We start from the raw sequence: 26,315 nt of genomic DNA, 5'->3' as shown, positions 1-26,315 counted from the left end.
GCGCCCAGCGCGGTCTTGTACCGCCCGCCCCCGAAATAGCACTGTCCCGCGACGATACAGTGATCGCCCAGTGTGATACCCGACACGGCCGAGAAATTGCACTGGCTGCCGATGGAACAATCCGCCCCGATCCGCAGGTGGTTCTGCTTCACCACCAACAGCGTGTCGCGGGCGATCAGGGTCCGTGCGCCGATGACGAAATCGTCGGGGCTGGCCGCGCCACGGGCATCCAGCCCGCAGCCGTCGTCAATCGTCACATGGTCGTCCAGCCGCATCCGCACCGGACAACGCATCGAGATATTGCGCCCAAAGTTCAAACCCCGCCCGGCACGGCCCAGCAGCCCCGGCAGCAGCGCCTTGCGCAGGGCAAAGCCCAACGCCCCCGGCACCGGCGCTGCCAGCAGCATCGCCAACTCGTATCGCAGGAGGGATCCCAATCCGTCGCGTCCGACAAAGAAGGTCTGATATTTCTGCAACGCCGATCCCCCGCCGGTCAGGGCGTCGACGACGCGATCCTTGTCAGGATTGGAAGGTTGGTCTGTCATGGCTGCACCCGCATGGTTTCGATCCCGGCCCTCTGCATCTTATGGCAAGGCTGCGTGCGTCGCGACAGTCGCCCGGGCCAGCCGCCGCCGAAAATTACGCGCCCGCGCGCCGCAAATCACACAACCCTGCGCAGAAAACCCAAGGTGAACGAGTCGCGGGCCGGTTAAATCTTTTAAAACCCGTACCGCAGCGGAATTGGCGCCGGACGTAGCGTCACAAGGACGAATCAACCTAAATTCTCCTTATTTGCGCCATGTTCGAACGCAATCATTCACCTGTCGTTAATCATTGGCGAAGTATTGCTATAAAGCGAAACTCGCAATGTACGTTTGGAAACGCTTGCGCTAAAGTACAAAGCCGCTAAGCTTAACTAAACCCAAGGTTGAAAGGCTGCGATAGATGATCAAAGACGTATCACTGGCTTATGTGGCGACCTTCGTCGCGTCGCTTGCGGGATATGCAATGATCGGTGGGTCTTTTTGGGTATGGTGCGTCATCGCATGGTTGGTCGGTGCCCCGGTCGCAATCCTGGCGCTTTGGGCCAAGATGAAAATCGGCGAGATGCAGGAACTGGATCGCGCGCCGACTTTCGAATTGCAGGCTTGGAATGGCTTCGGTGTGATCCAACCGTCCGGAGACCGGAACCGCTGATCCGCGGCCCCGGTCGTCAGGATCAATAAGCGCCGGGCGCACGCCCTTTCAGGAACATCACCGCGGTGCTGGCAACGATCTGCAGGTCACGCTTCAGCGACCAGTTCTCGATGTAATCGACATCCTGCTTCACCCGGTTCTCGTAAGTCTCGTCCGAGCGATTGCCGATCTGCCATGGCCCGGTCAGACCCGGACGCACCGACAGGTACAGCTTGCGGGCGGCACCGTAGAAGGCCAGTTCCTCGTCCACGATCGGACGCGGGCCCACCAGGCTCATGTCGCCACGCAGCACGTTGATGATCTGCGGCAGTTCATCCAGGCTGGTCTTGCGCAGGAACTTCCCGATCACCGGAACGATGCGCGGATCGTTCTTCAGCTTGCGGTGCATTTCCCATTCGCGACGGGCGTCGCTGTCGTTTTCCAGGATCTCCTGCAGCACCACATCGGCATTCTTCACCATGGTGCGGAACTTCAGGCATTTGAACTTCTTGCCGTTCCGGCCGACACGCTCATGCGCGAAGAACACGCTGGGCCCGTCGAACATCAGGATAATCGCCGAAACCAAAGCCAGCAGCGGCAAGAACATAACGAACATGAACGAAGCAACCGCGATGTCGAAGGCACGCTTGGTAAAGGCAGCGTGCGACGCTTCGGATTTCTCAGAAAAATTGGACTCACGAACACCGATAATGGTGTGTGACGTATCAGACATGAAAACACTCCTTCCCCAGAGCACCTGTACAACCATCGACGCCATAAAATTTGCGTCGACACTCTAAACTCAGACTTCCTAACCTTACCCGTGTTCTACGCTAACTGATTCTTAAGAAACAAGCCAGCCACCCCACTTTTTTGCCACATTTTCGGCACAATGCAACTGCAGCGTCGGATCTTTATGCGATTTAGCAACCATCAAGACGAAACCGCAACATTGTTGCGTAAGCGAGTCCTTAAAATAAGCGTGAACGCAGGGCTGCGGCCAATTGACCCGCCAATCGGCGGATCGCGCGGGGCCTGTTTGCAAGTGCAGAAACCACGCCGCCGAATTGTTTGTGCTTCAACGCTGTGATGGCGATTTCGGCCGTGGCCAGATCCGCGATCCGGTCGGAACGCCGCTGAAGAAGCCGCCTTTGGTCGCTTGTCAACCGTGTCTCATGCGCCTGCAGAAACGCGGCATCCGCCACGGCCAGCGCGCGCGCGTGTTCGGGGTTCAGGCGGTTCGACACCGACCCGCTGCGCGACGTATAGAAATAGCCGACCTCTGGCGTGATCCACATGACCGCGCCGGCCACAAGACCCGCGATGATCAGGTGGAAATCCTCGCCATTGCGCAGCCCCTCGTCATAGCGCAGCCCGTGCGCCTGTGCGAAATCGCGCCGGATCAAGGGCTTGAGATACCCCAGGCTGGGCCGCCCCGGCGTCGCCTGGTTATAGCTCAGATAGCGCGTCAGATCGCACGCGCCCACCGTTTCGAAATCCGGCCCGTGCAGGAACGGGTGCGGCGCGGTCGGCTGGCCGCTTTCATCGACGGTCTGCAGATTGTCACACACGATGTCGGCGTTCTGCACCCGGGCAAGGTCGATCATGTGGCGCAGACGACCCGGCGCCATCCGGTCATCGGCATCCAGAACCGCCAGCCATTCGCCCGTTGCCAGATCCATCGCGGCATTGCGCGCCGCCGACGGCCCGCCATTGCGCGGCAAGCTGACCGCGACCACCCGCGAATCCGCCGCCGCCAGCGCCGCCGCCACCCGCGCGGTCCCATCGGTCGAGGCATCGTCAGCGATCACAACCTGCACGGAAACATCCGTTTGTGCCAAAGCGCTTTGCACACTGGCCGCCAGTGTCTCTTCGGCACACCAGGCGGCGATCAAAACAGTTGCTTCCACCATGTCAGATACATACAACTTTCGTGTCAGAGTAATTTTTGTTGAAGATCAATGAGTAGCACCGTGACCCAGCGCTTTTTGTCATACTACGCCAAACTTTTCACCAGCTTTTTCTGTGCCGCGACGATCCTTGTCGGGATCGGCCCCGTGCGGGCGCAGGACAACGATACCGGCTTCATCTGGTTTGCCGGCATCACCGAAGAAGACGGGTTCCGACCGGGGGACTGGTTCACCTCGAATTTCACCGTCAAACGGCCCAGTTTCCGCACCGACTGGCGGCGCGAGAATATCGAGGTCAACGAGGCTGGCGAAATGGTGCTTCGCCTGCACCCGACCAAGCCGGGGTTCGAAAAGGACTTCGCCGGGGCCGAGCTGCAGCGCAAGAAGAAGACCCATTATGGCCGGTACGAGGTCGTGATGACCGCCGCCAGGGGAGAGGGCGTCATTTCCGCGTTTTTCACCTATACCGGGGCGCATTTCAATGATCCCCATGACGAGATCGACTTTGAATTCCTGGGCCGCGACACCACCAAGGTCTGGGTCACGCGGTTCGCCAGCGGCAAGCGGCTGCCGGGGCAATGGCTTGAACTGGGGTTCGACGCCGCCGAGGCGCCGCATCTTTATGCCTTTGAATGGCTCGAGGATGAGATCGTCTGGTATGCCGACGGGCGCGAGCTGCTGCGCATCAGCGCCGCGGACACCGCGCTGCCCGTGACGCCGGGCCGGGTCTATATCAGCATCTGGGGCGGCGGCGAGGATCAGAAAAACTGGTCCGGCATCGCGCCCGACGACACCGTTGCCGTGGCAAAATACAACTGTATGTCCTATCGTCCCGTCGGTGGCAGCAACCGCCAGTGCTCTGACGGATACTAAGATGAACGACGCCTCGACCGCCCATCCCGCGCCCCGCGTCACGGTGGTGATCGCCGCGTGGAAGGCCGCGTCGACGCTGGACCGTGCCATCGAAAGCGCGCTGGCACAGACCATCCCGGTCGAGGTGATCGTGGTCGACGATGCGTCGCCGGATTCGACCGCCGCCGTGGCCGACAGCCACGCACGGCGCGACCGGCGCGTCACACTGTTGCGGCAAATCCAGAATCAGGGCCCGGCGACCGCGCGCAACCGCGCCATCGCCGAAAGCCACGCCCCCTGGATCGCGGTTCTGGATTCCGATGACTTCATGGACCCCGAACGGCTGGAACGGCTGGTCGAGATTGCCGAGGCCGAGGGGCTGGATTTCCTGGCCGACGACCTGTTCAAGGTGTCCGAAGACGACCTGTCCGGCCCGCGCACCCGGCTGTGGTCGGCCGAGGATTTCAAACCCTTCAAGGTCGATGCCGAAACCTTCATACGCGGCAACCTGTCCACCAGCCATGGTGGGCGGCGCGAGATGGGATTTGTCAAACCCCTGATGCGGCGCGCTTTTCTGGATCGGCACCGATTGACCTATGCCGATATGCGGCTGGGCGAGGATTACGATCTGTATGCCCGCGCGCTGATTCTGGGCGCGCGGTTTCGCATGATCAACCCCCGCGGCTATGTCGCGGTGGTGCGTCCCGGTTCCTTGTCCGGTCAGCACGCCACGGACGCGCATCGCGCGTTGATCGAGGCCGACCTGCGCATGCTGGACATGCCCGAGGCCGACAGCGCCACCCGCGCCGCCCTGCGCGCGCATCTGATCGAAGAGCGCAAGAAATGGGCCTGGCGCCGGCTGATCGACGCGGTCAAGGCGCGCGATCCCGGCGCGGCTCTGTCCTGTTTCGCCGCTCCGCCCGCCGTGATCCTGGACCTGATCGGGCGGCTGGCCGAACAGGTCTGGCTGCGCGGGGCCAGACGGCTGAAGCGGGGCTAGGCGCGTGTCGCAGGATTTCGACATTCTGGTGGTGGCCGATTGCCGGTTCTCGGGGGGAACGACCGCCGCGCTGGTCAATGATGTGCAGGCCTTCTCGCGCATGGGGGCTCGTGTCGGGCTGTTCTTCGTGCGCTCGGCCTATCTGGATGACAGCCGCGACCCGGCCAACCCAAAGGCGCTGGCGCTGCTGGATCTGCCCGGTGTGACCGCCCTGCGCGACGGCGTGTCGGCGCGGGCGCCGGTGGCGTTCCTGCACCATCCGCTGGTCTTCTTTCGCGGGATCGAGGAGCGCGCGAACCTGACCGCCGACCGCAGCGTGGTCGTGGCCCATCACACGCCGTTCCGCGCCGATGGCTCGCTGGAATACGATCCGGTGATGACCGCCCGCCGGGTGCGGCAATCGCTGGGCCTGTCGCCCTGGTTCGCCCCGGTTTCGGGCGTGATCCGCAGCCAGCTGGAAAGCTTCGCGCCGCTGATCCGGCTGACGACCGAGGATTGGCCGAATGTCTTTGACACCGATGCCTGGCAAAGCAAACGCCCGATCCTGACCGGACCCAAGCTGGTGATCGGGCGGCATGGCCGGGCGGATGGGCTGAAATGGCCCGCCACGGCGGAACAGATCAACGCCGCCCTGCCCGCTGGTCCCGATATAACCGTGCGCGTTCTGGGCTGTCCGCAGGATGACCTGCGCCAGCGCGGCGCCGATCTGTCTGGATGGGAGATCCTGGAATTCGGGGCCGAGGATCCGGTGGATTTCCTGAACTCGCTGGATGTCTTCACCTATCACTATCATCCCAATTGGGTCGAGGCCTTCGGGCGCACAATTGCCGAGGCCGCGCTGTGCGGGCGCCCCTGCCTGCTAGAGCCACGGCTGCGCGCAACCTTCGGCGATATCGCGCAATATTGCACGGCGATGGAGGTGCCCGATGCCCTGGCCCGTCTGCGCGCCGATCCCGATGCGACGCGGGCCATGGCCGCCCATGGCCAAAGCCGCGCCCGCGACATGTATGCCCAGCAATCCGTCGCGGGGCGGCTGGAACGGCTGACATCCGACACGGGCATCACCCGCCGCCAATCGCCACAGGCACCGCCCCTGACCGTGCTGCGCAAGCTGGCCGGGCTCTATCGTCGGCGCAGCCAGGGCGCGGATGGCTGAACCTTCGTCCCACTCGCGCCAGAATCATGCGTCACACTTCCCCACATATCACCCGCTGAGGTCCCGCAGATGGCCATGCCAGACATCAAGAAACGCGCCCAATCCGCCCTGACCCAGGGCATGGTCCGCCTGTCCCGGGGCCGCGCGCCGCATACCGGCGAACGCCCGGTTTTCATCATCGGGTCGGGCCGGTCGGGCAACACGCTGGTGCGGCGGACGCTGATGGCGTCAGGGCAGATCTATATCCCGCCCGAAACCTATGTGCTGGGCGAGATCATCGAAAACTGGACGCGCAGCGCGACCCTGCCCTGGCGCGAGCGGGTCTGGCTGTTCTGCGCCTATTTCGAGAAACACCCGCATTTCGGCACGTTCGGCATCGAAAACCTGAACACCTTTGCCGGGGACGCCGCGACCTGGCCGAAACAGGATCAGACCCTGCGCCATGTGATCGACGGGTTTTACCGCTTCATGGCACAGGAACACGGCTATGGCGCCCGGCGCTGGGGCGAGAAATCGCCCTGGAACACCTTTCACCTGCCGGCGATTTCGGCGTTCTTTTCCGATGCGCAATTCCTGTGGCTGGTCCGGGACGGGCGCGATGCGGCGCTGTCCTATCACGAGGCACGGCTCTACAGCACATTTGCCGACGCCGCCCGCCGCTGGACCCGCGCGAACGAGGCCTGTCTGGCGCTGTCGGAAACCCGCTGCGACCTGCGCCGGGTCGATTACGAGGCGCTGGTCAGCGACCCGGAAACCGTGTTTGCCCGGCTGTTTGACTGGCTGGGCCTGGATTTCGACCCCGGCATGCTGAATGCCGAAGCCGGGCATATGGGCGATGTCGAGGCGCTGGCCCACCACAAGAATGTGCGCAAGCCGATCTCGGCCAGCTCGATCGGGCGCTGGAAATCCCGGCTGTCACCCGACGATCTGACCGCTGCAGGGCCAGAGTTTCACGCCATGCTGGCCAAGCTGGGCTATGACACGGACTGACCGCGCGGGTCAGTAATTGCGGATAATCGGAATGACCCGATCCTGCATGAAGGCGCTGAATTTCCGGTGATACGCCTCGGGGCTGAATTCCTCGCGCACACGGATGCGCGCGGCTTCGGCCAGCCGGTCCCGCAGCGCCGGATCGGCCAGCAGCGCCCGGATGCCGCGCGCCATATCCTCGGCCTCGGGCGCGACCAGCATTGAAATCTCGTCATCCAAAACCTGGGTATGCGTGGGCAGCCGCGTGGCCAGCAACGGACGCCCGGAATCGAGGTAGGAATAGACCTTCATCGGGGTGTTGCGCCCCTGGGTCCGGGGTGACGAAACGATGGTCGCCTGTGCCATGTACTGGCCGATCTGTTCCACGGGGCGCGGCCCCAGCAGCGACACACGGTCCGCTACGCCCAGCTTGTCGGCCATCGCGCGGTATTCGGCCACATGCGCGTCCGATCCGCCGATGATCACCAGATGCCCTGGCGTGCCATCGGAAATCGCGCGCGCAAACCCTTCGATCAGCAGGTCGATCCCCTGATAGCTTTCCAGATTGCCGATATACATCAGAACCGGATCGTCAAATTGGCAATCGGCCGGTGCCTCGGTCGGTTGGCTGTCATCGACCAGCGTCACATCCTCAAGCGTCTGCACCGGCAGGTTGGGGGCGTACCCCTCGACCAGATCCTGCAACGCCTTGCAGCAGGTGATCGCGGCGATGGAACCACGCGCGGCGCGGCCCTCGGCCCCCTCCAGCAGCCGCATGATCCAACGTGGCAGCTTGAACTTGTCGTTCATCTGTTCGGGGATCGAGCTGTCGACATCATAGATGTACGGCACGCGAATGAACGGCTTCAGCGCCAGCGCGATGAACGCGGCCTCCTCAACCGCGATGACAAGGTCATAGTCCTTTTTCCACAGCCGCCGCGCCGCCATCGGCAACATCACCGCATCGGCCAGAACCTTTTTCAGCGAAAACCCCGGTCCCATATTCGACAGCCCCGGCAGCGCAGGCACGCGAATCAGGCGGACATTGTCGATCTGGATATCCTCGCCCTCGGGATAGACGATCGCGTCGCACAGGTTGCCCTGATCGGACAGGCTTTGCAGCAGCGCGCGCACCGCGATGGGCGTGCCACGCTGGATGAAGAACGGCTGGGGCGCCAGGACAAGGATCCGCATCTACCCCTCCTGCCTTGTGGCGCGCAGGATGACGGGATTGCCGAAACGCGGCGCAAGCGGCCGCGCCAGCCCCTCCAGCGCGCCCGAGATCCCTGGCGATTTCAGCTTGCGGTGCACCACCATCGGCACCACGAACTGGCCGATCTGGCCATCCACCGCAAAGCCGTTTTCGGCAAAACAGGCCACCACATCGGCCCGCGCCTGCGAGGCGAATTCGCGGGTGTTCCCCTCGAACTTCTTCTTCAGCGCAAACAGCGCCGAGGAAAACGCGTTCGCGCCGGAATCCACCGCGAAATCAATGATCACCGCCTTGTCGGCGACCCGGCACAGCTGCGCCACAAAGGCGCGCCAGTCGATCACATGCGCCATCATGCGCACGGCGACGGCCACATCGACGCTGCGGTCCGGCAGCGGCGGGGTATTGATATCGCCCACCAGCAGGTTCGCGTCGGGCTGCAACCGGCGCAGACGGTCGCCCGCGCCATCGGTGCTGACCAGCGCCATGACCTGGTGCCCGGCGGCCATCAGCGGCGGTGTGACCTGCGCATGACCGCCGCCCACATCCAGCACGCTGGCATCGGGCCAGGGGGCCATCAGATCGGCAATCGCCTTGCGCTGCACGTCCAGCATCCACGCGCCGGTCGCACCGGCAAAACGCCGGGCGTAATCATCTGTCGACGAGGCAATGTCGGGTTGAGCTTCCATAACCGTTTTATCCAATCAACGCCCGCGTGCGGACCATGCTGCAACTGCAAAATATATTGACTGTACCCCTATCAAATCCTACCGGTAATCCTCAAGACGCATGATCGCAGCGCCGGGAGCCGCGGGCGGAAACGCCATCGCCCAACCCGTCACAGGGGCATAGTCATGCGGGCATTCGCCGATTTGCAACATTTATCTGGTACGTCGTGATTACTGTCCTTCAAGAACCGCAAGCGCCCGGCCCGACCGGCCCTGACCGGCCCCATGGGATGCCCCCCCGACATGGCTAGGAAGTTCGTCTTCGGCGTTGCCGCCCTGACCGGGGCACGGGTGTTTCTGGCGCTGTCGCAGGTTGTGGCCCTGCCGATCATCGCGCGCTATCTGACGGTCGAAGATTTCGGCGCCGTCGCCCTGGCGATGACCATCGTCATCTTCAGCCAGATCCTGTCCGATGCCGGGTTCGGGCGGTCGCTGATCCGGTCCGAACAGGCCGACCACCTGGAATGGAGCTCGGTCTTCTGGATGCTGACCGGGGTCGGCGCCGGGCTGTTTGTGCTGCTGCAGGGGATCGCGCCGCTTTGGGCTGGGATCTTCGATCTGCCGCAGTTGCACGGGTTCGTGGCGGCGCTGGCCGTGGTGCCGTTCTTTTCCGCGGTGGCGGCGGTGCCCAACGCCAAGCTGGAACGCGACGACCGGTTTCCGGTCCTGGCGATCACGCGCGCGGCGGCGGCGGCTTCGGGGATCGTGACCGCGATCTGGATGGCGGTCGAGGGCTATGGCCCCTGGGCGCTGATCGGACAGCAGATCGTTCTGGCCTTCGTGATGTCGGTGACGGGCTTTGTCGCCAGCGGCTTTCGCCCCGCCCTGGCGTTTTCCAGCGAAGGCCTGAAAAAGCACGTCCAGTTCGCCCGCGACAATGTCGGCGTCTCGTTCATCTTTACCGGCCAGCGTCAGGCGGCGCCGATCCTGATCAAGCTGTTCCTGGGCGCCGCGCCGGTGGGCCTGTTCGCCATGAGCCAGCGCATCCTGAACCTGCCGCAGACCGGCCTGTCGGGCCCGATGGCGCAGGTGGCGTATGTGCGCATGTCCCGGGCACAGGGCGATCCCGCGCGCGTCGGCGCATTATATGTCGCGGCGATCCGGTTCCTGTCATTCATGATCATTCCCGGCATGGCGGTGCTGGCGGCCTCGGGGCACTGGTTCTTTCCGCTGGCGCTGTCGGATCGCTGGGCCGAGGTCGCGACGATCTTCGCACTGGCCGCGCCGGGCTTCGCGCTCGAGGCGAGCATCGCATCGGCGGGGGTCGTCTTTCAGGCCGTCGGCAAGACCGCGCTGCGCCTGCGCATGGCGACCGAGCGGGCGATCCTACGGACCCTTGCGCTGGCCGTGGCGATCCCCTTTGGCATCGAATACGCGGCCCTTGCGATCACCATCTTCACCCTGCTTTACACGCCGCGGCTGTGGTCCTTTGTCAATCGCATCGCGCCCTTCGACCGCCGCGCCGCGCTGAACGCACTGATTCTGCCCACATTCTTCGGCGCGATGGCCTGGGCGGGGCTGGCGCTGGCCGAACACATGTGGACGCTTGGCACGGTGCAGCGGCTGCTGCTGTCCGGCGGCGCGCTGTTGGCCGGATGGGGCGGTTGCGCAGCGATCAATTGGCAGCGCATGCGCACAGATTTGAAGCTTTTCAGAACCTAGAATTGCATCGCAGCATGAACAATCAACCAGAGGTTAGAAAATTGTTCGCCCAGAACGAAATTAACCCAAATTTTACGGGCCTCTGAAGCGTCAGTACTTCAATTGCGTCGAAATTTTGATTAGATTGAGGCACGACGCAATTGAAACGCAGCGCGGCGGACCCGGGAAGGCCATCGCGCTTGATTATCAGGGTAACGGGGAGGCTCCTCCCCATTTAACGCTTATACGCACGAGCGAGGTGTTTTCGTGTTTCAAGACAATTTCGACACATTTGATACAAATTTTTGGTACGTTTCCGATTTCACGGTCGCCGCGAACTGGAACCAAACCGCCTGGGAAGCCGATTACGTGGTGCCCACCCTGGGCGAAGTGACCCTGAACCTCGATGGGGCCGACCGGGACGGCAAACCCTTCACCGGCGCCGAGATCCAGTCCGATGATTTCTATGGCTATGGCTCGTACGAGGTCACGATGCAGGCCGCCGCGGGCTCTGGTGCCGTATCGTCGTTCTTCCTGTTCAGCAGCGAATTCTTCGGCGCCGACAAGCACAACGAGATCGATTTCGAATTCCTTGGCAACGACACGACCAAGGTGAACATCAACTACTATTACGGCAACGAAAAGCTGGGCGACAATGGCAGCGTTCAGATCGACCTGGGCTTCGACGCCGCCGCGGGGATGCACGATTACCGCATCGACTGGCAGCCCGACGCGATCCGCTGGTTCGTCGATGGCGTCCTGATCTATGAGGTGCGCGAGGACACCGCGCCGCTGCCGATCCCGGACGAGGACATGAAGGTCTATATGAACCTGTGGACGGGCGACGACCGGCTGGACCACTGGCATGGCGCCGCCGATCCGGCGCTGGATACCGAGGCCGTCTATTCCGCCGTCAGCTTCGAGGCGAACGAGCCGACCGCCCCCGTGGGCCAGACCGGCGCGGTGGATTTCTCGGACCAGTCGGACGCGATGGTCATCAACCTGCAGGAAGGCACCTATGCCAAGGCGGCCAAGATCCTGCCGCTGGGCGACTCGCTGACCGTGGGCTATGTCGACACGACCGATCCCAACCAGGTGGTCGAGGATCTGGACGGCTATCGCGGCGATCTGTTGCAGATGATCCTGAGCGATGGCGGCTGGATCGACTATGTCGGCAGCGCCAATAACGGCCCGGCGGACCAGCTGGACACCGACCATGCGGCCGTGGGCGGCATCAGCCTGACCAAGATGACCGGAAGCGGCACGGCGGGGGCTGCGGATATCTCGGACGCGCTGGCGGCCTATGCCCCCGACATCATGCTTTTGATGGCGGGCACGAACGATTTCGGCGGCAGCGAAAGCAAGTTCACCAACCGGTTCAACACCTATATGAACAAGCTGGGCCGGGCGGTCGATCAGTTCTTTGAACAGCCCAACAGCGATCAGAAATACCTTGTGATCTCGACCCTGGCGCCGTGGAACTTCTCGTATCTGAACGCGACCTATACCAGCTTTATCAACGAAGGTTACAGCGTCGTTAATGGCGAGCTGGTGGCGGGCGATGCCGGCAACGGCACCTATAACGAGGGGATCATCGCCCGCGTGCAGGCCTGGCAACAGGACCACCCGACGCTGCTGTTGTTCGAAAACCCGGTCGATGAAACGGGCCTCAGCCCCGATGGCATCCACTGGTACGATTCCGCCTATAACCTCTATGCGTCGGAAATGTACGCCTTCCTGCAGGCCGAGATCGGCTTCGACGGCGGCACGATCGGCGGAACCGAGGAATACCTGCCCGCCGGTCTGAACAGCGTCGTCGGCAGCACCGCTGGCGACCGGATCATCGGCAGCGATGCGGATGACATGATCGACGGCAATGGCGGGCGCGACCTGCTGGAGGGCGGCGCCGGGGCGGATACGTTCCTGTATACCCAGACCGCGCTGGACGGCACGACCGACGTGATCGCGGATTTCTCGGTCGCCGAGGGCGACAAGATCAATCTGGGCCAGATCGCGTTGGCCTTCGGCTGGACCGTGGCCGAGCTTCAGGCGGCCCTGACGCTGACCGACACGCCGCTTGGCGTTCAGTTCACCCTGGCCACGCCGACCGGCGACGTCACCTTCCTGGAGGTGCGCGGCGTCACGGCAGCCGATATCGCGGCGCAGATTATCTATACCCCGCTGAACACCGCCGATGACGACCAGAACCTGTCGCTGTCCGCGCCGGATCTGTTCATCGACATCAACGAACAGACCGCTGTCGAACTGGTGGTCAGCGGGCTGGACGCGGATGCAACCGCCGTCCTGACGCTTAGCGACGGGACAACCGACCTGACGCTGAACATCAGCGGCGACGGCACGTTCACCTTCGACCTGAGCGGCCTGAATGACGGGGCGATCAGCACCAGCATCACCGCGACCGATGCCGCAGGCGCAACCATCACCCTGCCCGGACCGGAGCTGAGCCTGTCGTCGATGCCGCCCCCGCCCAGCGCGGACGAGGATGGCAACATGGCCCTGGCCGTGCCCGACACCCTGATCGAGCCGGGCGAAGAGACCGCCGTTCAGGTCGTTCTGACCGGTCTGGACGCGGACGCGACCGCAATCGTTTCGCTTTCGGATGGTGTCACGACCCTGACGGCGCCGCTGGCTGCCGATGGCACGGCGACATTCGATGTCTCGACCCTGAATGACGGGCCGCTGGCCACCTCGGTCACCGCGACGGATGTGAACGGCCATACCAGCACCGTCAACGGCCCCGGTCTGACACTGGCTATCGCGCCCGACAGCTCGGCGGACGAGGATGGCAACCTGGCGCTGGCCGCGCCCGATCTGTCGATCGACGAGACCGAAACCGGCAACGTGGTGATCAACGTCACCGGGATCGATGCCGATGCGACCGCCGTAGTGTCGATCACCGATGGGGTCACGACGCTGACCTCGGCCGTGCTGACCGCCGATGGCAGTGTCAGCTTCGATGTCTCGGGGCTGAATGACGGCACGCTCAGCACGTCCGTTACCGCCACCGATGGCGCGGCGAACACCGCGACCGTTGCGGGCCCGAACCTGACGCTGGATACCACCACACCGCCGCCGCCGCCGACCTCCAGCGACGTGATCTATGGCACCGAAGGCCGCGACACGATCTATGCGCAGACCAACAACCCGACCGAGATTTACGGGCTGGGCGATGATGACCGGATCTATGGCGCCGGGGGCAATGACCTGCTGGATGGCGGGGCGGGGCAGGACCGGCTTTACGGCTATGGCGGCGCGGATATCTTCAAGTTCGGCGTCGACGGGCTGGATGGCAATCGCGACCGGATCTATGACTTCTCGATCGCCGAGGGGGACAAGATCGACCTGTCGGAAATCGCCGCCTTCTACGGCTGGTCGGAAACCGACCTGGCCAACCAGATCAGCCTGTCGGATTCGTCGAACGGGCTGAAGGTCTATCTGAACGCGCCCGAGGGCACCTATAACCTGATCTTCATCGATGGCATCCTGGCCGCGGATTTCCTGGCGGCCAATTCCATCCTGGCCACACCTGCGGGTTCGGCCGATGACGATGGCAACATGGCGCTCAGCACGCCCGACACGGTGATCGAACCGGGCGAGGAAACCAGCGTCACGGTCACCCTGGCCGGGCTGGATGCCGACGCGACGGCGGATGTGACCGTATCGGATGGCAGCAATTCGCTGACCGTGTCCCTGTCGGCCGATGGCAATGCGGTGTTCGATCTGTCGGGCTTTGCCGATGGGCCGATCACCACATCGGTCACCGCGACCGACAGCGAAGGCAACATCGCCACCGTCAGCGGCCCGTCGATCACGCTGGACATCGCGCCCGACACCTCGGCGGACGAGGACGGCAACCTGGCCCTGGCCGCGACCGACAACTATGTCGACGGCACAGAGCTGACTAATGTCGTCTATACCGTCGGCGGGATCGATGCCGATGCGACCGCCGTGATCACGGTGACCGACGGGATCACCACCCTGACATCCGGGACACTGACCGCCGATGGCAGCGCGTCCTTCGATTTCAGCGTGTTCGCCGATGGCGCGATCACCAGCTCTGTCACCGCAACCGATGGCACGGGCAACACCGCCACCGTCGCGGGCACGGTCGTGACCCTGGACAGCAGCGCGGTTCCGCCCGAAGACGCCCTGATCGGGACCGAAGGCGCCGACACCCTGAAGGACGGCGGTGGCGCCTATACCATCTATGGCCTGGGCGGCAATGACCGCCTGATCGGCAACGGTGGCAATGACACGATCTTCGGCGGTGATGGCGATGACTTCATCCGCGGCGACAATGGCGATGACGTTCTGGATGGCGGCGCCGGTGCCGACTATCTGCGCGGCAGCGCGGGGGCGGATACCTTCGTCTTCGGCGTTGACGGGCTGGATGGCGAAACCGACACGATCAATTCCTTCTCGTCGGCCGAAGGCGACCTGATCGACCTGTCGGGCATCGTCGCCCATTACGGCTGGACCCAGGCCGAGGCTGAAAGCCACGTCGCGTTCAGCGCCGCATCGGGCGATGTCAACGTGACCCTCGACACCCCGGATCTGGGGGTTCTGACCCTGGCCGAGGTCGAGGATATTGCGCTGTCCGACATTTCCTATAGCGATTTCATCTTCGTCTGATCGCTGAATGATCAACACCCCGCGCACCTGATCCGCGCGGGGTGTTTGCGCTTGCGGCACGGTCAGAACCGGATATCCTGCGACAAGCTGTGCGGGGGCTCGGTTTTTGATTGATTGTTTGATGCCTGACGTGTCGCAAACGAATGAACTTCGCCCGCTCAAGGGAATTTATATCGGCGTAGACGCCACCAATCCCACGCTGATCCTGCGCATCCGCTCGTTCCTGCGGGCCGGGGTAACGCTCAAGGCCTTTACCTTCCGGCGGCAGAAATTCAACACCGGCTATACCCCGGAATGGGACAATGTCCATCTGGGCATGACGACCGACCGGAACTATTTCGCGCGCCTGCCGGTGCTGCTGTCGGCCGCGCGGACCCTGCTGCGCCACAAGAAGGATTTCCGCGAGGCGGATTTCATCTATGCCCGCAACATGGATCTGGTGTTCCTGGGCCTGCTGGCCAAGAAGCTGAGCGGCAGCAAGGCCAAGCTGGTCTATGAGGTCGAGGACGTGCAGGAAGTGTTTTTCAAGCAGACCCTGGCCGGGCGCATCTTCCGCTGGCTCGAGGCACGGGCGCTGAACCAGATTGATCTGCTTGTGCCGCTGTCGCCGGGCTTCATGCGCGGTTACTTCGAGCCGGTCCAGAACTATGACGGGCCGCATTACGTGCTGGAAAACAAGATCCAGCTGGGCGACCGTCCCGACACCCGGACCGAGGCCGGGCAGGTCTGGAACGGCATCCGCGACCGCTGGGTGATCGGCTGGTTCGGTACCCTGCGCTGCCCCAAAAGCATGGCGCTGCTGGAACAGATCGCCGAACGGCTGGGCGACAAGGTCGAGATCTATACACGCGGCTATCCGACCGAAACCGGGCTGGACGCGTATATGGAGATCGTGAACCGCCACCCCAACTGGGTCTATGACGGCGAATACACGATCCCCGACGATCTGGAACAGATGTATGGCCGCGTGCATTTTTCGTGGTGCATCGATTATCTGGACGAATTCGGAAACTCGCCCCTGCTGCTGGCCTGCCGGATGTATCAGGGCGGGTTCTATGGCGCGGTGCCGCTGGCCGTGGAAGGCTGGGAAATGGATCGCTGGCTGCAACGGGCGGGCATCGGGCACGCATTTCCCAGCCCGGTGGCCGACCCGATCTGCGACTTTCTGGAAACGCTCGACTGGGACGATTACGTCGCCGAACGCGCCCGGATCGAGGAAAACAGGAACGCGCTGTTTCTGGAAGACGGCAGCGACACCCGCGCGCTGCTGGATCTGATCCGGTCGCTTTAGACCGGATCAGCCATTGCCTCAGGCGACGACGGACCGTTCGGTGCTGCTGCGTTCCGGGGACAGGTGACAGGTGATCAGACGATCCTTGTCACAGGCCTGGATCAGCTCGTATTCGCCAGCCAGCTTGGTATCGAAGGTCGCCGTTTCGACCCCCAACCGCCCCAGCGTGGAATGGTCGACCTCGAACTCGTTGCGGACCGGTTCCTTGCGCGGGTTGTCCAGAAACACCACCCGCCCCCCGGTCAGCCCGGCAACCTGACCGGCCAGATCCGCGACGCTTTTGGTTTCGGCGATCTGGTTGATGATCCGCACACGCGCGCCACGCGGCGGCGGGGTCTGGATCGCGGTCTCGATACACCGGACCGTGTCGCACAGATGGATATAGGCGCGCGTCTGCTCGCCCGTGCCATAGACGGTCAGGGGATGCCCGACCGAGGCCTGCACCAGAAAGCGGTTCACCACGGTGCCATAGATCGTGTCGTAATCGAACCGGTTCACCAGCCGCGGGTCCAGCGCCGTATCAGGTGTCTGGGTGCCCCAGACGATGCCCTGATGCAGGTCGGTGATCCGGATGCTCTCTTGCTGGGCATAGAATGCGAACAGCAGCTGATCCTGCGCCTTGGACATGTGATAGACCGAATCCGGCCGCCCCGGATACAGGATCTCTCGGTCCGCATCATGGCCCAGCCCGTCGTGCAGCGTCGCGCGGACATACCCTTCGGGCAGCTGCATCCCGGCGCTGGAATAGCCATAGACGCCGATCGATCCCAGATGCACCAGATGCGCGTCCAGCCCAAGATGCACCATCGCGGCCAGCACATTATGTGTCGCGCTGATGTTGTTGGTCACCGTGTAACAGCGCGCCGCCGCCGACATCATCGAATACGGGGCCGAGCGCTGTTCGCCGAAATGGACGATGGCGTCTGGGCGGATCTCGTCCAGCACCGCGCACAGCTTGTCGAAGTCCCGCGCCAGATCCAGAAGATGCACACCGATGCGGTGCCCGGTCAGGTCCTGCCAGACGGACACGCGTTCATCCAGCGGTGTGATCGCGGTCAGCGACCGTGTGCCCAGCGAAGCATCGATACCGCGCCGCGACAGGTTGTCTATGATTGTCACGCTGTGGCCTGCGCGTGACAGATGAAGTGCCGTTGGCCAACCACAGAAACCGTCACCCCCCAGGACGACAATTCTGGCCTGCGTCTTGATTTTATCTATCTCTTCAATCCCGCTTAAAACTCGTTAACACGCAAACACACCCGCGCCCCCGGGACAGAGTATTCGCCAGCCGACATTGACCTGGCAAGCGAAATTCCGCCGAATGGGCGTTACTCACAGGGATAATAACACATTATTCATATTTGTGCTGACGGAGTGTGCGCAGAACCCCCTGAACCTGCGATTCCCGCGCCGTTTCGTCCCAGGACAGGCAGTGCGCCATGGCGCTGGCCGCCGCGTCGATGCGCGCCCTGCCCTCTGTTCCGCGCAGCAATCCGCGCTCGGCCAGCAGGCTGCGGCGGAACAGCAGATCCTCCAACGTGCAGGCCATGTCATCCGTGACGGCCCGTGCGACCTGCGGCGCGGCGGGCTGGTCGGGGTCATAGCCGGGCGCGCCGATGGGCAACGCCGCGTCGAAGCTTTGGCTGGCAACGGCGGGGCGGTCCAGTTGCTGCATTGCCAGATCGACCGCGCGTTCGGCGATCAGCCGTGCGGTCGTGTATTTGACACCGACCGAGCTGATCAGCCCGGCGGGGCCGCCATGACGGGCATGGTCGATCAACGTGCCGCGCGTCTGCCGCTGCACCGCCTTGGCCGCGTCGTCGATATCGGCCGGGATCAGCCCGCTGTAGCAGAATGCGACATCCTCTGGACCAAGGTTCAGTGACGGCGCCGCGAAATTGATCTCGTCCAGGAACGCCTGCACCTGCGCCGGATCGGGCATATGCCCATCCGTGCCGGGCACATAAGGGGATTCATGCGTGCCGATGATCGTGCGTCCCTGCCAGGGGGTCAGGAAATACATCCGCCCGCCCCGGTCGACCACCGCGTCCGACCGGCTGCGGCTGATGATGCCAATGCCACGCGCGCAAAGCTTTCGGTCGATCACCAGGTTCATCGCCCGCGCGAATTTCGGGAACACCTGCTGCGCCGCGCCATCGGGCAGCACATGCGCCGCGAACCCCGCCGCCGCGCCACCGGTGCAGGACAACGTCACCTTTGCCCGAACCTCGGCCGTGCCGCCGCTGATCCGGTCGCTCAGCCGCGCGCCGATCACCCGCCCCTGATGCAGGATCGGTTCCTCGGCCAGGACATGGTTGGCCGCGTCGGCCCCCGCATCGGTCGCGGCGCGCAACGCTGCCAGAAGCAGCCGATTGCCATCCTGGATCTGACCGTCACGCCAGACGCCCCCGCCGGTCAGGTCCGCCGGGGCCAGATCCTGCATCAGTGCGCGCGCCTTTCGCGGGCCGACCGCATGGGCCAGCCCGTAATGCGGCCCCCGCAATCCGGCCGAGGCCAGATTATACAGCTGCGCCGCGATACCAAAAGCAATCGGCCCCTTGATGCCATAGCCCTGCATCGGAATCGCAAAGTCCAGCGGCGTGACCACATCCGCACCGGCACGCTGCCAGAACGCCCGTTCGCGCGCCGAGGCACGCAGCCGCGCGAAATCCAGATGCTGTACATAGCGGATACCGCCATGCATCAGCTTCAGCGAGTTGTACGAGGTCTGACCGCCCCAATCGCCGCCATCGACAATGGCCGTGCGCAATCCGCGCAGCGCTGCATCCCGCGCCGCCATCACGCCATAGATGCCCCCGCCCACGACCAGAAGGTCATAAGGCTTCTGCGACAGCTCGCTCAGTGTTGCCCGCTTCATCCGCCTGCCCCTTGCCGCTGTTCACTTCATCCGGAGCTGTATCTGCTGGCGCAGAAAGGACAGGCTGCCGGTGCGCGTCCCGAACATCGCGGGCTGCGCGGTCAGGCCGACCAGACGCGCGGCGATATCCTGTGCCGGGGCACTGTCGCTGATCGCACCGCTCAGCGTGAAACCGAACCGCCCCGGATCGCGGTCGCCGCCCGGCACCGGCAATGGGTCGCTGCCCGGCAACACCGCCAGCCCCGCCGCGCGCGCGCGCGCAAACAGCGGCGGCTCGTGCCAGAAACCCGGGCGGCCCGCATTGTCGCCCAGATGCACGCCCGGCGGCACGCCCCGGTCCAGCAGGTCGGCCAGGATCTGTCCCCGCCGCCCGATCCATTTGCCCACACCCCACGGCAGGATCGCCGGTCGCCCCGCCTCGGCCAGCCGGGCCATGATCTCGTCCAGCGTCAGGCCATCGGGCCACCGATCCGTGGTGCAGACGGTCAGAACCTCGATCCCCTCGGCCGACACCAGTTGATACCCGGCGATCACCCACAGCACCGCATCCTTCCCCCGCAGGCACAGCGCCGCCGGATCGTCGGCAAAGGTCTGCACCTGCCAGCCCGCCGGCAGCCCCTGCGCGTCGCGCAACGCGGCAAACGCATGGTCGCGCGCCGTTTCCGTCAGAAGAAGGCAACCCCGCCGCCCGGGGAAGTTCCGCGATGCGGCGTCCAGAAAGGTCGAAAGATCGAAATCGGGATAAATATGTACATGGCCATCGATCAGAACCGGCTCGGTCATGGCTGGTCTCCTGCTAATGAGGCCTCTATATACGGGGCATTATCGAATTGCGACGGCGCGCAGGGTCACATCGGGAAAGAAAACCCGTGTGATGCAGTTTGAGGTCATTTAAGGTTTTGATATCCTGCCATGGGGCAGATGGAACAAGCGATGAGCAGCACGAGCGATATCCATATTGCCCGTCGACCGGATCAAGATCTGCGATTGACGATCACGCCCATCATGCGCGAATTCATCCTGTTCGCGATGTGGGTCGGCGTGACCTTCGTGCAATTCCCGGGCGATCAGCTGATCCTGTATCCGCTGGCGCTGTATTTCGCGGTGGCGATCTTTCGCGACCGGGTGAAGCTCGCGCCGCTTTTCCTGCGGGGCTGGCCATTGTTTCTGTTTCCGTTGTGGTGCTTCACGTCGATGCTCTGGGCCGTCGATCCGGCGGCGGTGCTGAAACACGCGATCTATCTGACGCTGACGATGATGATCTGCTTTCTGGTGGCCACACGGCTGACCCCGCGCCAGATCATCCTGGCCGTGCTGGTCGCAACGGGCTTTGTCGGGCTGATCAACTTGTACTACCTTCTTGCGACCGAAAACACGCGTATTGGCTTGTTTCCGCAGAAAAACCCGATGGGCATTTCCATGGCCATCCTCTGGACCGTATCCACCGCAGTGCTGCTCGATCGACGCTGCCTGCTTCGGGTGCGGAGTGCCGCCCTTTTTCTGGCGATCTGTGCCTTTTTCATGGTCCTGCGCAGCCAATCGGCCACCGCCATGCTTCTATGCCTGGCAACGGGTAGCCTGAATTTCTTTGGCGCGCTGCTGTTGCGCGGGCATTTTCTGGAACCGCAGCGACTTGCCGCCGCCTTTGCTTTGCTGGGGATGGTTACCATGGCGGGCGCGATGATCCTGCCCACCTATCAGGAAAACCCGGTCGAACAGGTGCTGCGCGCCTTCAACAAGGACACCACCCTGACCGGGCGCACGGTGTTGTGGGACTATGCCCGGCAAGAAATTGAGGATCGCCCCCTGCTGGGTGTCGGCGCACACGGGTTCTGGAGATACTCCGAGTCCCCCCTGGTTCGACGTATTTACGAAGAATACCACAAAAGCCCTGGCAACACTTTCAACTTTCACAACAGCTATTTTGAAATTGCAGTACACCAAGGATTGGTCGGATTGAGCTTGGCCGTGTTTTCAATGCTTTGGGCAATGGGCTGGATCCTGCGCGGGGTGTTCGTTCTGGGAGGGCTGCCGCATGTCTTTTTCTTCACCCAGAGCCTTGCGGTGATGGTCCGGACATTTACCGAATCCGATTTCTATCGGCCATTCGTCCTGTTCCATATGCTGTTCTGGATTGGCGCGCTTTGCGCCATCACCCGGCTGCGGTCAGATTCGCGCAACTGATTCCCTGCGCAATGGACAAATCCGCTGCTCTCTTTTGAATTGTTCGCCTTTTACGGGAAATTTACCGCGATTTCGCGGAATCAAGGCAATTTCATGTCCGGATTTCCGGTCAAACAGGCCACAAAGCGGATTCGAACCACGAGTCAGCCATTCTTTCGCCCCGAATGAAACCGACAGTCAATGGCGGGGTGGAGAGAAATACTTGGACTGTTAGTGCCTTGAAAATGCTTGGATCTGCTCTGCCCCTACAGCGTTTCTGCAACGCAGAATCGCGCAGCCGCCGCAAAATCGCGGCATCTGCACAGCTTTGCTGCAGCGCAACAAAAGCATGCCCTGATTTCCAGCACCACGATGCTGACTTCTTCGTCATTGAGCGGGAAGCTGCACGCAGGGATGCGGGACTCGGCTCTTTCCTGCCGATTTTTGTAAAAGTTAACCATTTGCGTTTTGTCCGTTTCAAAGCGCCGTTAACAAAAAGATGTCAGAATGTTTCAGGCGTGATCGGTAACGGTCAGGGACAAAATGCCCGGCCAATCGCGCATTCGGAGGATTTTGACATTGCGGGCGACAATATCCGGCCCGAAACGACGAGTGAGAACGAAAACAACAAACGCGGATCCACTGGATTTGCACCCCGGTACGATAGTTCAGGCGCGCCTCTCTGTTCGAGCAGATCGCCTTTCATGACGAGTTACAGACACCACCGGACACGTTCCGCCAGGGATATGGACACCCTGTGCGGTCAACATGTCTGACCGATGATGACGGCCGAATAGGCATAGCGAATTAAGCTTGGGGAACGACCGAAGATGGATATGACTTCCGACGATATGACGGGCACGACCATGCACGAGCATTCGGGCATGATCGACGATCTGTTCATGCCGCATATGGCAACGCACAAGGCGGTGAATAACGGCGACTGGTCCGATCCCAACACCTGGGAAGGCGGCAAGGTTCCCGACGAGGGGGCCGATGTCTATATCCCCGCCGGTGTGACCGTCACCTATGACGTTTACAGCGACACCGAACTGGATTTCGTCCGCGTCGACGGCACCCTGACATGGGAGCGCGAGGCCGACACCAAGATGGTGGTCGACACGATCCTGACTGCGGAAGGATCCAACCTGGAAATCGGTTCGATGCACGGCGAAGGTGGATCGGACGAGGCGACCCCCATTGGCGCCGATTACACCGCCGAGATCGTTTTTGTCGACGGTGCCATCGACACCAGCCACGACCCAGAGCTTCTGACCCGTGGCATCGTCGCATGGGGTCATGTCGACATCATGGGCGCCGAAAAGGAACCCTATCTGGTGATCGAAGACGGCGCGACCAAAGGGTCGAAGTCGATCACCGTCGAAGGTGACCTGGACAACTGGGAAATCGGCGACACGATCGTTCTGATCGGCACCGAAAACGCCAGCGTCGACGCCAACGGCCAGATGAAAAGCCAGGACGAAGAGCGCACGATCGTCGCCATCGAAGGCGACAAGATCATCTTCGACAAGGCGCTTGAATACGACCACACCACCCCGGCGGGGTACGACGACATCGACACCTATGTCGCCAATTCCAGCCGCAACGTGGTCTTCAGCTCGGAAAATCCCGACGGTGTGCGCGGCCACCTGATGATGATGAACGGCGAGGTCGACCACGGCGAATTCGCGAACTCGGTCCTGAATGCCGAATTCGACGACATGGGCCGTACCGACAAGAACGCGGAAGAGGTCGGCAGCAATGTCGAGGGTCGCTATCCGATCCACCTGCACCATACCGGTGACGGCGACGCAGCCCTGTCAATGATTTCCGGCAACGCGGTCAATGGCGGCCCGGGCTGGGGCATCGTCCAGCACAATTCCAACGCGATGATCATGGACAACTTCGTCCAGGATATCGTCGGCGCGGGCATCGTGTCGGAGCTGGGCAACGAACAGGGCGCCTGGGTCGGTAACCTGGTCACCCACACGCTGGGCCACGAGGACGGCGTCGATGCCGGCTTCGGCTCGGAAGGCATCGCCTATGAGAACCAGTCGCGGGTCATCATCCAGTATGACAACATCGCGGCGAACTCGAAAATCGGCTGGAACTGGGAAGGCAACGAGATTTTCGACGAGCCTTCGACCGTCGATGGCGCCCACCGCAAGATGTTCGAGCGCTATAACATCCAGTACGACCCCTCGCCCTTTGACGAGGCGATCGACCACGAAGAACCGGCGATCAACCATTTCGAAGGCAATGAATCCATTGCCAACGGCACCGCCTTCCTGGTGTTCCACCGCCAGTATTCCGATGACACCGACACGATGAGCGTGATCAAGGACTTCACGATCTGGGGCGGTGGCAGCGGCGTCAGCCTGAAAAACTATGCGTCGAACTATCTGTTCATGGACTCGACCTGGATCGGCACCGGAACCGCGATGCGGATCGAGCGCAAGACATCGTCGGTCGTTCTGAACGACGTGGAAATCGACGGGTTCGACACCGGCTGGCGCGCGCTGGGCGTGAACCACGAATCCTCGTTGATCGACGTGACATTCACCGATGTCAAAAACGAATTCGTGCTGAATGACCTTCTGGCGAATGTGGACTCCGCCTCGCTGAAGAACGAGCTGATCAAGTATTACGATCTCTATCACGATATCGACTATACCAACCCGATGCCCCAGATCATCGACAGCTCGACCCTGACACCGGTCGACGAGGTCGTGTTCATCCCCGATGCGGATGCCGATCTGACGCTGGGCCCGGGCGATTACAGCCTGAACATCACCGGCATCACGATCGACAGCGTCGGCGTGCGCAACTTCAACGAATACGTGATCGCGAAAACCCCCAAGGGCACCGGCACCAGCAAGGATTTCGAAGGCGTCTCGGTCAAGTTCGGCAATGGCGACAAGACCATGACGCTGGAGCAGTTCCTGGAAATCCACGGAACGCTGGAAAAGGCCGACGGCACCTGGGTCGTCCCGGTGGTGAACTGGATCACGGACCGTCTGACGGGCGACCAGCACCCGGTGATCATCGAAATCGACGTGTCAGCCTTCGATGAAAGCTTCCTGAAGCAGTACGAGCTGACCGACTGGACCGAGCCCCAGATCAACAACCCCGATTTCGACTTCGGCTTCGACGCGACGACGGGCGAGCCCACAAGCGACAACAGCGGCGGTTCGGGTGACCATTCGCACGGCAATGGCGGCGATCCGGTCGATGAAACACCGGTTGACGAGACGCCGGTGGATGAAACCCCGGTCGATGAGACACCCGTTGATGAAACGCCGGTGGATGAGACCCCGGTCGACGAGACACCGGTGGACGAGACCCCCGTCGATGAAACACCGGTCGATGAAACGCCCGTAGACGAAACGCCGGACGAACCGACCGACAATGGCGACTATATCATCGCCGAGGGCACGAGCGGCGGCGACAAGCTGGTCGGATCGTCCGAGGATGACGCGTTCTACGGTCTGGCCGGCGCGGACACGATCCGCGGTCGGGCCGGCGATGACCGCCTGGACGGCGGCGCGGGCAAAGACGTTCTGAAAGGCGATGCCGGGGCGGATACCTTCGTGATCAGCGTGATCGACGGCAATGTCGACAACATCGCCGATTTCGACCCGTCCGAGGGCGACATCCTGGACCTGAGCGAGATCATCAGCGCCGAGGCCTTCACCGCGGGCAGCAACCTCAGCGATTTCGTCCAGCTGGAATCGACCAACAAGCGGTCCTTCCTGTCGGTCGATGTCGATGGCCAAGGTGACAATTTCGTGCGCATCGCGGTTCTGCCCGGTGTTTCGGATCTGGACCTGGACGCGCTCTATAAATCCGGCCAGCTGCTGATCGGCGGCGAGGTTGACGGCACCACGAGCGACGAAACCGACAGCACCCCCGACACCGGGACGGGTGGCGGTGACACTGTCAACCAGGACGTCCAGTCCGACGGTGACAGCGCCGAGCCGAACGTGTTCGATGGCACCAATGCGGCGGAAACCATGAACGGCACCGATGCGGCCGATACCATGGTGGCCTTTGCTGGCGATGACATGCTCTATGGTTACGGTGGCAACGATCACCTGCAGGGCCGTTCGGGCGACGACATCGTCAGCGGCGGGGCCGGCGACGACCGTCTGCTGGGCAACGGTGGCAATGACGAAATCGACGGCGGCAGCGGCGACGACCGCATCGTCGGCGGCCGGGGCGAGGATCTGTTGACCGGTGGCGATGGCGAGGACAGCTTCGAATTCCGCGCCAGCGCGATCGGCCACGGCGTCGATACGGTCACCGATTTCTCGGCCAGCCTGGGCGACGAGCTGAGCTTCCGCAAAGTGTTCGACGGCGCCACCGAAGACAACCTGTCGGAATACGTCAAGGTCACGCAACAGGGCGACTCGACCCTGATTTCCGTGAATGTCGACGGCAAGGGCAACGACTATATCGATACCGTCCTGCTGGAAGACACCTCGATCACACTGGATCAACTGCTGGACGCGGACGCGATCAGCTACTGATGCACCTCTGACCCGAACTCTGACCACCGCCTGTCCAGCAGGCGGTGGTTTTTTCTTGGGCGCGGGGGATGGTAACGGGGACACACCGCCCGACGGTTATGTCGCCCTTGATATACGGCCCGCGCCGATCCCGCTAAGGTGACGGCGGATTGACGAAAA

Annotated in this window: 18 protein-coding genes and 1 pseudogene; 11 read left to right on the top strand and 8 right to left on the bottom strand. The window is 62.6% G+C overall.

Features of this window, described 5'->3' with window-relative positions; genetic code table 11:
• Positions 1-59: 59 nt before the first annotated feature.
• A pseudogene (locus CLM60_RS21395) lies at positions 60-275 on the bottom strand (hypothetical protein); the annotation flags it as partial.
• Positions 276-945: 670 nt separating this feature from the next.
• Here CLM60_RS21395 and CLM60_RS05230 point away from each other — a divergent pair.
• Positions 946-1,197, top strand: coding sequence for a hypothetical protein (locus tag CLM60_RS05230; RefSeq protein ID WP_095588116.1), 252 nt, complete (start codon positions 946-948; stop codon positions 1,195-1,197).
• 22 nt (positions 1,198-1,219) lie between these two features.
• Here CLM60_RS05230 and CLM60_RS05225 read toward each other — a convergent pair whose 3' ends face one another.
• Together CLM60_RS05225 and CLM60_RS05220 are read right to left on the bottom strand one after the other, a co-directional pair.
• Positions 1,220-1,954 carry a sugar transferase gene (locus tag CLM60_RS05225; protein ID WP_176473797.1) on the bottom strand — a complete coding sequence of 245 codons (735 nt, stop codon included), beginning with the start codon at positions 1,952-1,954 and terminating at the stop codon, positions 1,220-1,222.
• 193 nt (positions 1,955-2,147) lie between these two features.
• Positions 2,148-3,089 carry a glycosyltransferase family 2 protein gene (locus CLM60_RS05220; RefSeq protein ID WP_095588114.1) on the bottom strand — a complete coding sequence of 314 codons (942 nt, stop codon included), beginning with the start codon at positions 3,087-3,089 and terminating at the stop codon, positions 2,148-2,150.
• A gap of 60 nt (positions 3,090-3,149) precedes the next feature.
• On the opposite strand from CLM60_RS05220, the gene CLM60_RS05215 reads away from it, so the two are divergent.
• The 4 genes from CLM60_RS05215 (at position 3,150) to CLM60_RS05200 (ending at position 7,084) form a co-directional block, all read left to right on the top strand.
• Entirely contained in the window at positions 3,150-3,959 is an 810-nt protein-coding gene (locus CLM60_RS05215) for a family 16 glycosylhydrolase (RefSeq protein WP_245848236.1), read from the top strand.
• 1 nt (position 3,960) lies between these two features.
• A complete protein-coding gene (locus CLM60_RS05210) occupies positions 3,961-4,938 on the top strand; it encodes a glycosyltransferase family 2 protein (protein ID WP_095588112.1) in 978 nt (325 codons plus the stop codon).
• Positions 4,939-4,942: 4 nt separating this feature from the next.
• A complete protein-coding gene (locus CLM60_RS05205) occupies positions 4,943-6,094 on the top strand; it encodes a glycosyltransferase family protein (RefSeq protein WP_095588111.1) in 1,152 nt (383 codons plus the stop codon).
• Between the two features lie 69 nt (positions 6,095-6,163).
• Positions 6,164-7,084: a sulfotransferase family protein gene (locus CLM60_RS05200; RefSeq protein WP_245848233.1), complete on the top strand. Its 921-nt coding sequence runs from the start codon at positions 6,164-6,166 to the stop codon at positions 7,082-7,084.
• Between the two features lie 9 nt (positions 7,085-7,093).
• Here the strand turns inward: CLM60_RS05200 and CLM60_RS05195 are convergent, their stop codons facing one another.
• Together CLM60_RS05195 and CLM60_RS05190 are read right to left on the bottom strand one after the other, a co-directional pair.
• Positions 7,094-8,257: a glycosyltransferase family 4 protein gene (locus CLM60_RS05195; protein WP_095588110.1), complete on the bottom strand. Its 1,164-nt coding sequence runs from the start codon at positions 8,255-8,257 to the stop codon at positions 7,094-7,096.
• Positions 8,258-8,962 carry a class I SAM-dependent methyltransferase gene (locus tag CLM60_RS05190; RefSeq protein WP_095588109.1) on the bottom strand — a complete coding sequence of 235 codons (705 nt, stop codon included), beginning with the start codon at positions 8,960-8,962 and terminating at the stop codon, positions 8,258-8,260.
• A 282-nt stretch (positions 8,963-9,244) separates the two neighbouring features.
• Between CLM60_RS05190 and CLM60_RS05185 the strand changes: the two genes are divergently transcribed.
• The 3 genes from CLM60_RS05185 (at position 9,245) to CLM60_RS05175 (ending at position 16,586) form a co-directional block, all read left to right on the top strand.
• Complete coding sequence (locus tag CLM60_RS05185; protein ID WP_176473795.1) at positions 9,245-10,663, top strand: oligosaccharide flippase family protein; 1,419 nt, start codon at positions 9,245-9,247, stop codon at positions 10,661-10,663.
• 246 nt (positions 10,664-10,909) lie between these two features.
• The gene (locus CLM60_RS05180; protein ID WP_095588107.1) at positions 10,910-15,295 is read left to right on the top strand and encodes a family 16 glycosylhydrolase; all 4,386 of its coding nucleotides are present in this window, start codon (positions 10,910-10,912) and stop codon (positions 15,293-15,295) included.
• A 130-nt stretch (positions 15,296-15,425) separates the two neighbouring features.
• The gene (locus CLM60_RS05175) at positions 15,426-16,586 is read left to right on the top strand and encodes a glycosyltransferase family protein (protein WP_176473793.1); all 1,161 of its coding nucleotides are present in this window, start codon (positions 15,426-15,428) and stop codon (positions 16,584-16,586) included.
• A gap of 18 nt (positions 16,587-16,604) precedes the next feature.
• Here the strand turns inward: CLM60_RS05175 and CLM60_RS05170 are convergent, their stop codons facing one another.
• The 3 genes from CLM60_RS05170 to CLM60_RS05160 all read right to left on the bottom strand — a co-directional run bounded on the left by CLM60_RS05170 (position 16,605) and on the right by CLM60_RS05160 (position 20,247).
• On the bottom strand, positions 16,605-17,768 hold the full coding sequence (locus CLM60_RS05170; protein WP_281256664.1) for an NAD-dependent epimerase/dehydratase family protein: 1,164 nt from the start codon (positions 17,766-17,768) through the stop codon (positions 16,605-16,607).
• A 169-nt stretch (positions 17,769-17,937) separates the two neighbouring features.
• On the bottom strand, positions 17,938-19,464 hold the full coding sequence (locus CLM60_RS05165) for an FAD-dependent oxidoreductase (RefSeq protein WP_095588104.1): 1,527 nt from the start codon (positions 19,462-19,464) through the stop codon (positions 17,938-17,940).
• A gap of 21 nt (positions 19,465-19,485) precedes the next feature.
• Positions 19,486-20,247, bottom strand: a complete 762-nt coding sequence (locus tag CLM60_RS05160) for a hypothetical protein (protein WP_095588103.1) — start codon at positions 20,245-20,247, stop codon at positions 19,486-19,488.
• A gap of 150 nt (positions 20,248-20,397) precedes the next feature.
• Here CLM60_RS05160 and CLM60_RS05155 point away from each other — a divergent pair, with 150 nt between their 5' ends.
• From CLM60_RS05155 to CLM60_RS05150, 3 genes are all read left to right on the top strand, one after another.
• Entirely contained in the window at positions 20,398-21,648 is a 1,251-nt protein-coding gene (locus CLM60_RS05155) for an O-antigen ligase family protein (protein WP_176473792.1), read from the top strand.
• A 218-nt stretch (positions 21,649-21,866) separates the two neighbouring features.
• Positions 21,867-22,403: a hypothetical protein gene (locus CLM60_RS20625; protein WP_141246465.1), complete on the top strand. Its 537-nt coding sequence runs from the start codon at positions 21,867-21,869 to the stop codon at positions 22,401-22,403.
• A gap of 54 nt (positions 22,404-22,457) precedes the next feature.
• Positions 22,458-26,156: a type I secretion C-terminal target domain-containing protein gene (locus CLM60_RS05150; RefSeq protein ID WP_095588101.1), complete on the top strand. Its 3,699-nt coding sequence runs from the start codon at positions 22,458-22,460 to the stop codon at positions 26,154-26,156.
• Positions 26,157-26,315 lie beyond the last annotated feature (159 nt).

Origin of the sequence: Actibacterium ureilyticum (genome assembly GCF_002285435.1) — a bacterium.
In the GTDB taxonomy this organism is placed as follows: Bacteria; Pseudomonadota; Alphaproteobacteria; order Rhodobacterales; family Rhodobacteraceae; genus Actibacterium_C; species Actibacterium_C ureilyticum.
This window is presented reverse-complemented; position numbering and strand designations above follow the sequence as displayed.

Coding starts and splice junctions, on each gene's coding strand:
- CLM60_RS05230 (WP_095588116.1), top strand. CDS start 946: ATGATCAAAGACGTATCACTGGCTTATGTGGCGACCTTCGTCGCGTCG.
- CLM60_RS05225 (WP_176473797.1), bottom strand. CDS start 1,954: ATGGCGTCGATGGTTGTACAGGTGCTCTGGGGAAGGAGTGTTTTCATG.
- CLM60_RS05220 (WP_095588114.1), bottom strand. CDS start 3,089: ATGGTGGAAGCAACTGTTTTGATCGCCGCCTGGTGTGCCGAAGAGACA.
- CLM60_RS05210 (WP_095588112.1), top strand. CDS start 3,961: ATGAACGACGCCTCGACCGCCCATCCCGCGCCCCGCGTCACGGTGGTG.
- CLM60_RS05200 (WP_245848233.1), top strand. CDS start 6,164: ATGGCCATGCCAGACATCAAGAAACGCGCCCAATCCGCCCTGACCCAG.
- CLM60_RS05195 (WP_095588110.1), bottom strand. CDS start 8,257: ATGCGGATCCTTGTCCTGGCGCCCCAGCCGTTCTTCATCCAGCGTGGC.
- CLM60_RS05190 (WP_095588109.1), bottom strand. CDS start 8,962: ATGGAAGCTCAACCCGACATTGCCTCGTCGACAGATGATTACGCCCGG.
- CLM60_RS05185 (WP_176473795.1), top strand. CDS start 9,245: ATGGCTAGGAAGTTCGTCTTCGGCGTTGCCGCCCTGACCGGGGCACGG.
- CLM60_RS05165 (WP_095588104.1), bottom strand. CDS start 19,464: ATGAAGCGGGCAACACTGAGCGAGCTGTCGCAGAAGCCTTATGACCTT.
- CLM60_RS05160 (WP_095588103.1), bottom strand. CDS start 20,247: ATGACCGAGCCGGTTCTGATCGATGGCCATGTACATATTTATCCCGAT.
- CLM60_RS05155 (WP_176473792.1), top strand. CDS start 20,398: ATGAGCAGCACGAGCGATATCCATATTGCCCGTCGACCGGATCAAGAT.
- CLM60_RS05150 (WP_095588101.1), top strand. CDS start 22,458: ATGGATATGACTTCCGACGATATGACGGGCACGACCATGCACGAGCAT.